General features: G+C 66.9%; 13 protein-coding genes. 8 read left to right on the forward strand and 5 right to left on the reverse strand.

Going from position 1 to position 11936, the window contains the following annotated elements; translation table 11 throughout:
- The 3 genes from BDO18943_RS06025 to BDO18943_RS06035 form a co-directional block, all read left to right on the forward strand.
- Positions 1–107 (forward strand): 4Fe-4S dicluster domain-containing protein (locus tag BDO18943_RS06025; protein ID WP_174985278.1); only part of this gene is annotated, 107 nt, incomplete at its 5' end.
- 48 nt (positions 108–155) lie between these two features.
- Positions 156–1349 carry a beta-ketothiolase BktB gene (gene bktB, locus BDO18943_RS06030; RefSeq protein ID WP_175021635.1) on the forward strand — a complete coding sequence of 398 codons (1194 nt, stop codon included), beginning with the start codon at positions 156–158 and terminating at the stop codon, positions 1347–1349.
- Between the two features lie 38 nt (positions 1350–1387).
- A complete protein-coding gene (locus BDO18943_RS06035; RefSeq protein ID WP_175021636.1) occupies positions 1388–2242 on the forward strand; it encodes a 3-hydroxybutyryl-CoA dehydrogenase in 855 nt (284 codons plus the stop codon).
- 62 nt (positions 2243–2304) lie between these two features.
- Here the strand turns inward: BDO18943_RS06035 and BDO18943_RS06040 are convergent, their stop codons facing one another.
- Positions 2305–2967 (reverse strand): TetR family transcriptional regulator, encoded by a 663-nt coding sequence (locus BDO18943_RS06040; RefSeq protein ID WP_175021637.1) that lies wholly within the window; start codon positions 2965–2967, stop codon positions 2305–2307.
- 101 nt (positions 2968–3068) lie between these two features.
- Here BDO18943_RS06040 and BDO18943_RS06045 point away from each other — a divergent pair, with 101 nt between their 5' ends.
- A complete protein-coding gene (locus BDO18943_RS06045; RefSeq protein ID WP_175021638.1) occupies positions 3069–3899 on the forward strand; it encodes a Rossmann-fold NAD(P)-binding domain-containing protein in 831 nt (276 codons plus the stop codon).
- Complete coding sequence (locus BDO18943_RS06050; protein WP_174957446.1) at positions 3896–4381, forward strand: anthrone oxygenase family protein; 486 nt, start codon at positions 3896–3898, stop codon at positions 4379–4381. Before BDO18943_RS06045 ends, BDO18943_RS06050 begins: the two co-directional genes overlap by 4 nt.
- Positions 4382–4390: 9 nt before the next feature.
- Here the strand turns inward: BDO18943_RS06050 and BDO18943_RS06055 are convergent, their stop codons facing one another.
- Together BDO18943_RS06055 and BDO18943_RS06060 are read right to left on the reverse strand one after the other, a co-directional pair.
- Positions 4391–5452 carry a hypothetical protein gene (locus BDO18943_RS06055; protein ID WP_175021639.1) on the reverse strand — a complete coding sequence of 354 codons (1062 nt, stop codon included), beginning with the start codon at positions 5450–5452 and terminating at the stop codon, positions 4391–4393.
- Positions 5453–5572: 120 nt separating this feature from the next.
- Positions 5573–6373, reverse strand: coding sequence for an AraC family transcriptional regulator (locus BDO18943_RS06060; protein ID WP_175021640.1), 801 nt, complete (start codon positions 6371–6373; stop codon positions 5573–5575).
- 90 nt (positions 6374–6463) lie between these two features.
- Between BDO18943_RS06060 and BDO18943_RS06065 the strand changes: the two genes are divergently transcribed.
- Together BDO18943_RS06065 and BDO18943_RS06070 are read left to right on the forward strand one after the other, a co-directional pair.
- Positions 6464–7372, forward strand: a complete 909-nt coding sequence (locus BDO18943_RS06065; RefSeq protein ID WP_175021641.1) for a DMT family transporter — start codon at positions 6464–6466, stop codon at positions 7370–7372.
- Positions 7373–7398: 26 nt separating this feature from the next.
- Positions 7399–8349, forward strand: coding sequence for an ATP-binding protein (locus BDO18943_RS06070; protein ID WP_407649792.1), 951 nt, complete (start codon positions 7399–7401; stop codon positions 8347–8349).
- Positions 8350–8357: 8 nt separating this feature from the next.
- Here the strand turns inward: BDO18943_RS06070 and BDO18943_RS06075 are convergent, their stop codons facing one another.
- Complete coding sequence (locus tag BDO18943_RS06075; protein WP_175021643.1) at positions 8358–9224, reverse strand: DUF2071 domain-containing protein; 867 nt, start codon at positions 9222–9224, stop codon at positions 8358–8360.
- Between BDO18943_RS06075 and BDO18943_RS06080 the strand changes: the two genes are divergently transcribed.
- On the forward strand, positions 9214–10773 hold the full coding sequence (locus BDO18943_RS06080) for a sulfatase (RefSeq protein WP_235995850.1): 1560 nt from the start codon (positions 9214–9216) through the stop codon (positions 10771–10773). The two genes, BDO18943_RS06075 and BDO18943_RS06080, sit on opposite strands and share 11 nt — an antisense overlap.
- Positions 10774–11140: 367 nt before the next feature.
- Here BDO18943_RS06080 and deoC read toward each other — a convergent pair whose 3' ends face one another.
- Positions 11141–11821, reverse strand: a complete 681-nt coding sequence (deoC, locus tag BDO18943_RS06085; RefSeq protein ID WP_175021644.1) for a deoxyribose-phosphate aldolase — start codon at positions 11819–11821, stop codon at positions 11141–11143.
- Positions 11822–11936: the final 115 nt, after the last annotated feature.

Raw genomic sequence — 11936 nt, forward strand, 5'->3', positions numbered from 1 at the left:
CGCAGAACTGCGTGCACTGCAAGACCTGCGACATCAAGGACCCGACGCAGAACATCGTGTGGGTCACGCCGGAAGGCAGTGGCGGACCGAATTACCCGAACATGTAACGCAACGTATCCCCGCGCCTGCGGGCGCGAACGAACCGGAGTGAGACGATGAGCAATGCAGCGAAAGAAGTCGTGGTGGTGAGCGGTGTCCGTACCGCGATCGGTGATTTCGGTGGCAGCCTGAAGGATTTCTCGCCGACCGATCTCGGCGCGAAGGTCGTGCGCGAAGTGCTGTCGCGCGCGAACGTGCCGGGCGATGCGGTCGGGCATGTCGTGTTCGGCCACGTCGTGAACACCGAGCCGAAGGACATGTATATCGCGCGCGTCGCGGCGATCGACGGCGGCGTCGCGCAGCACACGCCCGCGCTGACAGTGAACCGCCTGTGCGGTTCGGGCCTGCAGGCGATCGTGTCGGCCGCGCAGACGATCATGCTCGGCGACGCCGACGTCGCGATCGGCGGCGGCTCGGAGAACATGAGCCGCGCACCGTACACCGTGCCGGCTGCGCGCTTCGGCCAGCGCATGGGCGACGGCAAGCTCGTCGACATGATGCTCGGCGCGCTGCATGACCCGTTCCAGACGATCCACATGGGTGTGACGGCCGAGAACGTCGCGGCGAAGTACGGCATCTCGCGCGACGCGCAGGATGCGCTGGCGCTCGAGTCGCATCGTCGCGCGGCGCGCGCGATTGCGGAAGGGCGCTTCAAGGATCAGATCCTGCCGATCTCGATCCGCACGAAGAAGGGCGAGGTTGCGTTCGACACCGACGAGCACGTGCGTCACGACGCGAGCGAGGACGATTTCACGAAGCTGCGCCCGGTGTTCAAGAAGGAGAACGGCACCGTGACGGCCGGCAACGCATCGGGCATCAACGATGCGGCCGCAGCCGTGCTGATGATGAGCGCGGACGCCGCGCGCGCTCAGGGCGTGAAGCCGCTCGCACGCCTCGTCGCGTATGCGCACGCGGGTGTCGATCCGGCGTACATGGGCATCGGCCCCGTGCCGGCGACGCAGAAGGCGCTCGAACGCGCGGGCCTGAAGATCACCGATCTCGACGTGATCGAGGCGAACGAGGCGTTCGCTGCCCAGGCGTGCGCGGTCACGCAGGAACTCGGCCTCGATCCCGCGAAGGTCAACCCGAACGGCTCGGGCATCTCGCTCGGTCACCCGATCGGCGCGACCGGTGCGCTGATCACGGTCAAGGCGCTGTACGAACTGAAGCGCATCGGCGGGCGTTACGCGCTCGTGACGATGTGTATCGGCGGCGGCCAGGGGATTGCGGCGATCTTCGAGAACATCTGATAATCGAACGCTCAGCACCCGAACACACAGGAAATTTCATGGCCATCGAAATTGTCGGCGTCGTGGGCGCCGGAACCATGGGTAACGGCATTGCGCAGACCGCCGCCGTTGCGGGACTCAATGTCGTGATGATCGACGTCAGCGACGCCGCCCTCGAGAAGGGCATCGCGACGCTGAAGGGCAGCCTCGAGCGGCTCGTGTCGAAGGACAAGCTCGACGCAGCCACGCGCGATGCGGCGCTGGCGCGCATCACGACGTCGACCGACTACGCGAAGCTCGCGTCGGCCGATATCGTGATCGAAGCCGCGACCGAGAACGTCGAGCTGAAGGGCCGCATCCTGAAGCAGATCGAGGCCGTTGCGCGTCCCGAAGCGATCATCGCGACCAACACGTCGTCGATCTCGATCACTGCGCTCGCGGCACCGCTCGCCGATCCGGCGCGCTTCGTCGGCATGCACTTCTTCAACCCGGTACCGCTGATGCCGCTCGTCGAGATCATCCGCGGGCTGCAGACGAGCGACGCGACCGCGTCGGCGGTGCGCACGCTGACCGAGCGTTTCGACAAGTCGCCGATTGGCGTGCGCAATTCGCCGGGCTTCGTCGTGAACCGGATCCTCGTGCCGATGATCAACGAGGCGTTCTTCGTGCTGGCTGAAGGGATCGCGTCGGCGGAGGAGATCGATGCGGGGATGAAGCTGGGTGCGAACCATCCGATCGGGCCGCTCGCGCTGGCGGATCTCGTCGGCCTCGACGTGTGCCTCGCGGTGATGGACGTGTTCGTGAAGGACTTTGGGGATCCGAAGTATCGCGCGTGCCCGCTGTTGCGCGAGATGGTGACGGCGGGGCGCCTCGGGCGCAAGACGGGGCGTGGCGTGTACGACTACAGCAAGTAAGCGGCAAGCCTTTCCACTTCGTGCGGCCGCCTGCGGGCGGCCGCACGCATTGAACGGCGCGACTATGCGTCGAGTACCGACAGATCCCGCGGCAGCGCACGCTTGAACATCGCGAGGATCTGTCGTGCCGCCTTCGGCGGCAGCGTGATCGCATGCCGCACGGCCGCCGCGATCTGGATCATCATCAGCTCGGCGAATGCGCTCCGTTGCGCATGGGGGGAGCCGGGCGCCACTTCTCCCAACGCATCAGCAAACAACCCGGCCAGGAACTCGCCGTCCTCGCGATCGAGTGCCTGCAGCGCGCGGTCGGCCTGCGTGGCTCGCCAGATGTCGCGCATCAGCGGCTCGTCGACGAACATCCGGTAGTAGCTGTCGGTAATGCGGCACAGCGTGTCGTGCAGATCGTCGAGCGTCTTCATCGCAGCCAGATCGCGCCGCACGCAATCGTGCCCGGCCTCGTTGTAGCGCTCCGCGAGCGTGCCGATCACGGCTGTCTTGTCCGGAAAATACTGGTACAGCGAACCGAACGAGATGCCCGTGCGTTCGACGATGTCGCTCATCCGGAACGCGTCGCAGCCTTTCTCGATCATCACTTCCGACGCGCACGCGAGGATGCGCTCGAACCGCTCGCGGCTGCGCTGCTGCGTCGGCACGAGCCGCGCGCGCACCGGCGCGTCGGCTGCCGCTTCGGGCTCGTCATTCCGCCCCGATTTCTGTCGCCCCATGCCGCCTCCGGAAAAACTTGATCTTTCAAATGCGAGAGTCTATCGTGTTTTTGAAACACGAGAAATTATCGTATTTTTGATCGAGACTGAAGGAGACGCACATGTCGGCACTTCCCACCCTCATCGTCGGCGGTTCGGGCAAGACGGGCGCCCGCGTCGATGCACGGCTGCGCGCGCGCGGCATCGCGACCCGGCCCGTGTCGCGTACGTCGGCCGTCCGCTTCGACTGGACGGCGCCCGCGACGTGGCCTGCCGCACTCGACGGCGTGTCGGCCGCATACGTGACTTACCAGCCCGACCTGGCCGTTGAAGGCGCGGTGGAAGCAATCGCCGCATTCGCGCGGCTGGCACGGGAAAGCGGCGTCGAGCGCGTGGTGCTGCTGTCCGGGCGCGGCGAGCCCCGCGCGCAGGCCGCCGAGGCCGCGTTACAGGCGTCGGGCGTGGGCTGGGGCGTGGTGCGCGCGAGCTGGTTCAATCAGAACTTCTCCGAGGGCTACCTGATCGACGGCGTGCTGGCCGGCGAAGTCGCATTGCCGGCCGGTGCGGTGCGCGAGCCGTTCGTCGATGCGGACGACATCGCGGACGTCGCGGTAGCCGCACTCACCGATGCGCGCGTCGCGAACCGCGTGATCGAGGTCACGGGCCCGCGCGCGCTGACGTTTGCCGAAGCTGTCGGCGAAATCGCGCTGGCCGCTGGCCGGCCGGTCGTCTATCGCGAGATTCCGGCGGTTGCGTTCGTTGCCGGATTGCGCGAGGTCGGCGTGCCGGAGCCGGTCGTCGCGTTGCTCGACGATCTGTTCGGCGTGGTGCTCGACGGGCGCAACAGCGCGGTGACGCACGGCATCGAAGAGACGCTCGGGCGGCCGGCACGCGATTTCGCCGACTATGCGCGCGCGGCGGCCGCGACCGGCGTGTGGAGCGCACGATCATGATCGCGTTCGCAACCGCCGCATTGCTGTGGGGTTCGGCCATCGGCTGCGGGCTGATGGCCGGCGTGTATTTCGCGTTCTCGACGTTCGTGATGACGTCGCTCGGACGGATCGCGCCGCATGCCGGCGTGGCCGCGATGAACGCGATCAACGTCGATATCGTGCGTTCGCCGTTCATGCCGCTGTTCCTCGTCACGACGCTGATGGCGCTTGCACTCGTCGTGCTTGCGCTGCTCGATCGCGACCAGCCGGGCGCGATGGCGGTGGTCGCGGGCGGCGTGCTGTACGTGTTCGGCATGTTCGCGGTGACGATGGCCGTCAACGTGCCGCTCAACGATGCGCTTGCCGCGGCCGATCCGTCGACCGCGCACGGCGCGGCGCTGTGGACGCGCTACGTGCACGACTGGACGATGTGGAATCACGTGCGCACGGTGGCATCGGCAGCCGCGTGCGTGTTCTTCATCGTGGGGATTGCGGCGCGGTAACGGTGTGCGTCATGCGGTGCGCGCGGCCTGCAGGGGCAACCGGTACTCGGCGATCGTGCCGGCATCGCATGCGATCAGCGAACCGCGTACCGGATCGTGCCGACGAGCGACGAAGCCCGGAAGTGCCCCGAGCGACGCACCCGACGCCAGGCTCCAGATCGTCGTTCCGCCCGGCGTCGCGACGTACAGCGATGCGCCATCGCTGAACAGGGCGCCGATCCGGTCGGGTTCGGTCGCCATCGGGATGCGCCGGTCGTGCGACTGCAGGGCGTCGGTCGCATCCAGGATGCGCACGCCGGCGTCTTGCCCGGTTTCGGCGAATTCATCTTCGTCCCAGTCGGCGAGCCCCCAGTACGCGATATGCCGGTTGTCGATCCAGCACGCGGGCGTATCCCAATCGTCGCGCTGGGTCAGGCTGACCACCGATGCGCCGTCTTCGCTTTCGAAGGGGTTGTCGTCGAGCCACGCGGCGACGGACCATGCACGCGGGATCGAAACGGGATGCCAGACCCATCCGTCATCGAACAGCCGGCTGCCGTCGGGGCTCGGCACGAGCCGGCCGTGGAAGTAGTCGAGGTAATGCGCGGGCCGGTCGTTGCTGGCGTACGGCGCGATGTCGCGCGCGGTCAGCGATGCGCCGGTGGCCGGGTCGGCCGCGTCGAGCCGGTTCCAGGCGGTGCGGTGCACGAAGATCGTGCGATCGCGATGGCGCAGGAAGCATGCGCTGAACGGGACGGTATGCGAGTAGTAGTCGCCGCCGTCGAGTTGCATCGTCGGTGTGCCGGTGGTGACGTCCAAGACGAGGCCGTGCCGCCCGTAGTCGGTCACGATCGCCGCGTGCTGGCCGTCAGGCGAAGCGTGCAGGCGATAAGCGGGCGCGCCGAACGCGGTGTGACCCGTAGGAGGCGGGAGCGGCGGTAACGACACCGAACACAGCATCGAGTGGCATCCCGTATCGAGATCGACGCCGTGCAGCGAGCCGTCCGTCGTCAACACGAGCAGATGGCCGTAGTTGGCCTGGACGGCGCAGATATCGGTGATCGGCGCGTGTTCCCACGTGAGCGTATTCACGGTACGGGATTCGTGCGGCGACGCTTGCAAACGGTGCGGGCTGATTGGGTTCATGAGCGCGATTCTATCGCTCACGGCGCCCGTGCTGCGCATGACACGCGCGGCACGCACGACCACGCGCTACGTGTAAAACGCCGACGGCGACACGCCGAAGTGCCGCTTGAACATCGCGGAAAACGCGCTCTGGCTGTTGTAGCCGTGATCCATCGCGACGGTCAGCACCTTCTCGCCGTGCGCGAGACGCTTGAGCGCGAGCAGCAGCCGCGCCTGTTCGCGCCAGCGGCGGAAGCTGAGCCCCGTCTCGCGCTGGAACGCGCGATGCAGCGTACGGACCGACAGGCCGAGCAGGTCGCCCCATTCTGCGATCGTGCGCGTGTCGTCGGGCGCGGCGACGAGCGTGTCGCAGATCGTCCGCAGGCGCGCGTCGTGCGGCCACGGCAGGTACAGCGGCAGCAGCGGCGCGACCGTCACCTCGGCAAGCAGCAGGTGCATCAGGTGATCGTGGCGGGAGCCCGGCGCATAGTCGAGCGGCACGTCGACCGCGGCGAGGATCAGCTCGCGCAACAGCGGGTGTACTTCCACGACGCAGCTCCGCGCGGGCAGGTGCTCGACCGCGCCCGGCTCGACGAACACGGTGCGCATCTGCACGTCGCCGCTCATCTGCACCGTGTGGTCGAGCCCGGCTTCGAGCCACACGCCGCGCGTCGGCGGCACGACCCACGACGCGCCTTCGGACTGCACGTGCATCACGCCCTCGATCGCATAGAGCAGTTGCGCGCGGCGATGGCTGTGCGTCGGGATCGACGTGCCGTGCGGGTACGCCGCCGCCATCGCCGATACGGGCATCGGCGTCGATTCGTAGCGCAGGTGTGCGCCGGGCGCGGTGGACTCGAGTGTCCGATTGGCGACAAGTCGTGACATTTTGGCGTGAGACAGGCAGTTGGGCGGACGGGCACGATGGCGTTCCGATCCACGCCAGACCCCTGTCACGATATTAATCCGTCAAATGCGATGAACAAGTCTCCATTTCTGTTTCCTTTCTGCGCGATCGCGCTGTGGGCCGGCAACGTGGTCGTGTCCAAGCTGTCGGCGTCAACGATCGACCCGTCGGCAATCACGTTCTACCGGCTGCTGCTCGCCGTCGCGCTGATGAGCGCGTTCACGTTGCGACCCGCGTGGCGCAATCGCGCGGCGCTCGTCGCACACCTGCCGCAGCTCGCGGTGCTCGGCTTTCTCGCGATGGCGCTGTTCCAGAGCCTGTCCTACGAGGCCGCGAAAACGACGAGCGCGACCAACATGGCGATCATCACGGCGCTCGTGCCGCTGATGACGATGGCGCTCAGCTCGCTGCTGCTCGGCGATCCGCCTAGCGCCGGCATGGTCGGCGGCGGGGTGCTGTCGCTCGCGGGCGTCGTCTACCTGATTGCCGAGGGGCATCCGACGACGATCGCCGCACGCGGCGTGCATGCGGGCGACCTGCTGATGCTGGCCGCGTCGGCCGCGTATGCGCTGTACGGCGTGCTGCTCAAGCGCTGGCGCATCGGTGCGCTGCCGGCGTGGCAGTCGACCTACGTGCAGGCGCTCGCCGCGCTCGTGTTCATGGTGCCGATGCTGCTGCGTTTGCCCGCGCAGGCGGCATGGCCGACGCGCGCGAGCGTGCCGTTGATCCTGTATGCCGGCGTGCTGGCGTCGGTGGTGCTGCCGTATCTGTGGATGCAGGGCGTGCGGCTGCTCGGACCGAGCCGCTGCGCGATGTTCATGAACCTGCTGCCGGTGATGACGGCCGGCGGCGCGATCGTGCTGCTCGGCGAATCGCTGCGGCTGTATCACCTGATCGGCGGCGGCGTGGCGCTCGTCGGCGTGGCGATCGCGCAGCGGTTTCCGTTTCAGGCGAGCGCATCGCAAGGAGTGCGGCAATGAGCGGCGATCGCGACATGCAGAACCTGATGGCCGCGCTGCCGGACGCTCGCGCCGCCGTCGACGGCCCGGGGCTCGCGCATCAGCTCGAACGGATCGCCGCCGCGCTCGAAGCGCTGGCGGGCACTGGCCAGCCGGCGGCGCCCGTCGATTTCGACGCGGCGGTCGCGTTCCGCTGGCGCGGTTTCGATGGCGGGACGCGGACAGCGCCGCTCGAGCCGGTTGCGGCACCCGCACTTATCGCGTTCGATGCGCTGCGCAACGTCGACCGTCAGGTGGCGATCGTCGAACGGAACACGCGGCAGTTCGTGCGCGGGTTCGCAGCGAATCACGTGCTGCTGACCGGCGCGCGCGGCACCGGCAAGTCGTCGATCGTGAAGGCGTGCCTGCATGCGTTTGCGCCGCACGGGCTGCGGCTGATCGAGGTCGGCAAGGAACGGCTGGGCGATCTGCCGGCGATCGTCGAGCTGGTGCGTGCGCGGCCTGAACGGTACATCGTGTTCTGCGACGACCTGTCGTTCGAGGCGGGCGAGACCGGTTACAAGGAACTGAAGACGGTGCTCGACGGCTCGGTCGCGAGCGACCTGTCGAACGTGCTGGTGTACGCGACGTCCAATCGCCGCCACCTGATGCCCGAGCAGGCGAGCGACAACGCGAACGTGTCGCGTGCGGAGAACGGCGAGCTGCATCCGGGCGATGCGGTCGAGGAGCGGATTTCGTTGTCGGAGCGCTTCGGGATCTGGGTGACGTTCTACGGGTTCACGCAGGACGATTATCTGGCCGTCGTCGAAAGCCGGCTCGGCGAGGCCGGGTTCGATGGCGCGCAGATCCATGCGGCGCGCGAACCGGCGCTGCAGTGGGCGCTGGAACGCGGTGCACGGTCGGGGCGGATCGCCGCACAGTTCGTGCGGGATTACGTGGGGCGGCTCGCGGACGAGGGCGACGGGAGCGAACCCGCGCACGCGTCGCGCACGGGTTGAGCAGGGCGCTACAACACCCGTTCCGACAACACCTTGAATGCGACATCGGGGACGACGAAGCACAGCGGTTCGCCGGTCGCGCCGATGCGCGCGAGGAACTCGCCGCCGCCGACCGGTTCGACCGGCTTCAGCGGCCGGACGGCATCGATGTCGATCGGCAGGTCGATCGACGCATGGGCCAGGCCGTCGCAGTCCGCGACATGCGCGACGGCCGCGTGCTGCAGCGACAGGTAAGCGATGGCGTCGCGCCAGCTTTCGAAGAACGGTGCAAACGCCGCGGGTAGCGTGTAGTCGTCCGACCGGGCCGCCGAGCAGTGGAAATCGGGCGCGCTTCCTCTGCCGCCGGACAACCGCGTTCGGTACCGTCCATCCTGCACGGCATGCGTGAAGCATTCGGCGAGATGCGACGGCAGCGCGTCGCTGAAGAGCCGGCTGCCGAGCGCATAGAGCGGATGATCGAACACGTTCTTCACGAACAGCACCGTCCGATCGGCCGGCCTGCCGCCCGGCAGCGCATCGACGTAAAGCCGCCAGTTGCTTTGCAGCGGCGACGGGAACACGCGTCGCAGCGGGCCCGCGATACGCGGGCCGAAATGACGGTGTGCATAGGTGAGGATCGTGAACGGCGTGCGGCCGTCGCGGCTCGCGAGCGTAACGCCGCGCGGCACGAGGTGGGCGACTGCGGCGACATCGACGAGCCACGTGCAGTACACGACGTTCTCGACCTCGCTCGCGAGCTGCAGGAACGGCAGGCGCGACAGCAGCGCGCGACGTGTGCGCAGCAGAGGGCGGTTCGCGACGAGCCGGTTGGCGAAGCGGCCGATGGGGCCGGCGGACGGGTAAACAAAGGCGTTGTCTGGGCGCATGAGCGGCATTGTGCCGGTTTTCCAGCGACTCGCCGAGCGGAGTGCGACGTTCGACAATTGCTATGTCGGCAGCATGGCGTGTATTCCTGCCCGCAGGGAATTGCATACCGGGCGCTACAACTTCCTGCATCGAAGCTGGGGGCCGCTCGAACCGTTCGACGATTCGATGCCGGACATGCTTCGACGCAAGGGCATCCATACCCATCTGGCCAGCGATCATCCGCACTACTGGGAAGATGGCGGCGCGACCTATCATACGCGGTACAGCAGCTGGGAGTTCTTCCGCGGGCAGGAGGGCGACCCGTGGAAGGGGCAAATCCGGCGGCCGCCGATGCCGACGCGGCTCAAGGGGGCGCTGAACGAAAAGGCCGCGCGGCAGGACTTCGTCAACCGCCAGTACTACCCGACCGAAGATCTCGATCCGAAAACGCTGACTTTCGACGCAGGCGAGGCGTTCATCCGGGAAAATCACGATGCGGAGTCGTGGTTGCTTCAGATCGAGACTTTCGATCCCCATGAACCATTCACCAGTTATCCGAAGTATCGCGATCTTTATCCGCGAAAGAATACGGACGCGCATTTCGACTGGCCGCCATACGGTCCTGTTTCCGACAACGAGACCGACGAGGACATCCGGCATGCACGAGCTGAATATGCCGCGCTCGTTTCCATGTGCGATCACTCGCTGGGCCGGGTTCTCGACCTGATGGACGAACTGAATCTGTGGCGGGACACCATGCTCATCGTGTGTACGGACCATGGATACATGCTGGGAGAACACGGCTGGTGGGCCAAGACGGCGCAACCCTGGTTCGACGAGCTTGCGCATACGCCGCTGTTCATCTGGGACCCCCGCTCCGGTCGTGCGGGCGTTCGGCGCCAGTCTCTCGTGCAGATGATCGACATCGCACCGACGCTCCTCGATTTCTTCGGCTTGCAGGCGACACCGCGCATGCAGGGCGTGGCGCTCGGGAAAACCATCGACGAGGATCTTCCGGTCCGGGAAGCGGCACTATTCGGCATGCATGGCGAACATGTCAACGTGACGGACGGGCGTTATGTGTACATGCGCTCCGGACCCGATCCGGACCGAAATGCGCCGCTGTTTGAATATACGTTGATGCCCACGCACATGCGCGAGATGTTCCGCGTCGAAGAACTGCAAGATGTCGAGCTGGCGGGGCCGTTCCCGTTTTCGCAAGGCGTGAGCATGATGAAGATCGTCAGCCCGCCCATTGGATACTCGTATCGTGCCGGTACGCTGCTATTCGATTTTCTCGCGGATCCTGCGCAGGCGCCCCCGCTGTTCGACGACGCCGTCGAGCATCGCATGGCGACGCTTGCACGCGACCTGATGCGCGCCAGCCATGCACCGGACGAGCAGTATGAGCGCCTGGGTTTGCCGGCCACGGGCCCGGTCGATTGCGATCAACTTCTCGCCCGTGCCCATGCGGATCGAGCCGAGGCGCTGCGCCTGCATCCGGCTGCCCGTGCGCTAGCGATGCGCGCTGAAGTGGAGAACCGGCGCGTCCGTTCCGACGCCGTGCCGGACCGGTGAGCGGAGCGGGAGGGTCGTCGGCCGTTCGTCGATGCTTGCGAGACGATGCGCATCCGTTCCGCTTGAGGGGCTTGCGGTCCGTCAGAAAGAGCGAGCCGATCGGCGATGCACGAAGGCTTCCGGCTTGCGGTTGACCCGGTACTGTCGAATGCAAAAAACCGCGAGGGCTTCACAGCCTTCGCGGGTTGTGTTCTTTCGGGCGAGCGTGCTGGGTTCCGCCCGACAGCACGGATCTGCAGCCGTCATCCAGCCATCGGGGTGCGGAATCCGACGTGTCCCGGATGCGCGTATTCAGCGTCGAGATGTTCACGCTGCCGTTGCTGCCGGACGTGACGTCGTGCCGGGTAGTGGCGGCTTGAGGCGTTCGTCAATACGCCGACTCGCTGCCACCTTGATCGGTCACGATCGCCACCCCCGAGCTCGTGCCGAGCCGCGTCGCGCCGGCCTCGATCATCGCGAGCGCGGCCGCGCGGTCACGTACGCCGCCCGATGCCTTCACGCCGAGCACGGGGCCGACCGTGCGGCGCATCAGCGCGACATCCGCGAGCGTCGCGCCGCCGTGGCCGAACCCGGTCGACGTCTTCACGAACGCGACGCCGAGATCGCGGCACATCTCGCACACGCACACCTTCTCGTCGTCGGTCAGCAGCCCCGTTTCGAGAATCACCTTGAGCGGCACCGCGCCGCATGCGCGGTGCACGGCTTCGATATCGGCCTTCACGTCGTCGGCGCGGCCGCTCTTCAGCGCGCCGATGTTGATCACCATGTCGATCTCGCCGGCGCCTGCCGCGATCGCGGCGGTTGCTTCAAATGCCTTCGCGGCCGACAGCCCGGCGCCGAGCGGAAAACCCACCACCGCGCACACGAGCACGCCGGTATCGGCCAGCTCGCGCGCGGCGAGCGGCACGTTCGCCGAATTCACGCAGACCGAGTAAAAGCGATGTTCGGCCGCCTGGCGGCAGAGTTCGCGGATCTGCGCGTCGCTCGCGTCGGGCGCGAGCAGCGTGTGATCGATGGTTTGAGCGAGTTGGGCGTTGGAAAGCGGCATGTTTCAGGACTCCACGGAGCGTGTGCCGGAAGGGCACACGTAAAGTTGATGTTTTCACATCGGTTTGTTACAAATACGACATTCCGGCCGGGCCCGCGCGCCCGGCACGACAAGC

This window comes from Burkholderia aenigmatica, assembly GCF_902499175.1.
GTDB classification, from domain to species: Bacteria; Pseudomonadota; Gammaproteobacteria; order Burkholderiales; family Burkholderiaceae; genus Burkholderia; species Burkholderia aenigmatica.

Excerpts from the sequence above, each read along its gene's own strand:
- bktB (WP_175021635.1), top strand. The coding sequence starts at position 156 with ATGAGCAATGCAGCGAAAGAAGTCGTGGTGGTGAGCGGTGTCCGTACC.
- BDO18943_RS06035 (WP_175021636.1), top strand. The coding sequence starts at position 1,388 with ATGGCCATCGAAATTGTCGGCGTCGTGGGCGCCGGAACCATGGGTAAC.
- BDO18943_RS06040 (WP_175021637.1), bottom strand. The coding sequence starts at position 2,967 with ATGGGGCGACAGAAATCGGGGCGGAATGACGAGCCCGAAGCGGCAGCC.
- BDO18943_RS06045 (WP_175021638.1), top strand. The coding sequence starts at position 3,069 with ATGTCGGCACTTCCCACCCTCATCGTCGGCGGTTCGGGCAAGACGGGC.
- BDO18943_RS06050 (WP_174957446.1), top strand. The coding sequence starts at position 3,896 with ATGATCGCGTTCGCAACCGCCGCATTGCTGTGGGGTTCGGCCATCGGC.
- BDO18943_RS06060 (WP_175021640.1), bottom strand. The coding sequence starts at position 6,373 with ATGTCACGACTTGTCGCCAATCGGACACTCGAGTCCACCGCGCCCGGC.
- BDO18943_RS06065 (WP_175021641.1), top strand. The coding sequence starts at position 6,464 with ATGAACAAGTCTCCATTTCTGTTTCCTTTCTGCGCGATCGCGCTGTGG.
- BDO18943_RS06070 (WP_407649792.1), top strand. The coding sequence starts at position 7,399 with ATGGCCGCGCTGCCGGACGCTCGCGCCGCCGTCGACGGCCCGGGGCTC.
- BDO18943_RS06080 (WP_235995850.1), top strand. The coding sequence starts at position 9,214 with ATGAGCGGCATTGTGCCGGTTTTCCAGCGACTCGCCGAGCGGAGTGCG.
- BDO18943_RS06075 (WP_175021643.1), bottom strand. The coding sequence starts at position 9,224 with ATGCCGCTCATGCGCCCAGACAACGCCTTTGTTTACCCGTCCGCCGGC.
- deoC (WP_175021644.1), bottom strand. The coding sequence starts at position 11,821 with ATGCCGCTTTCCAACGCCCAACTCGCTCAAACCATCGATCACACGCTG.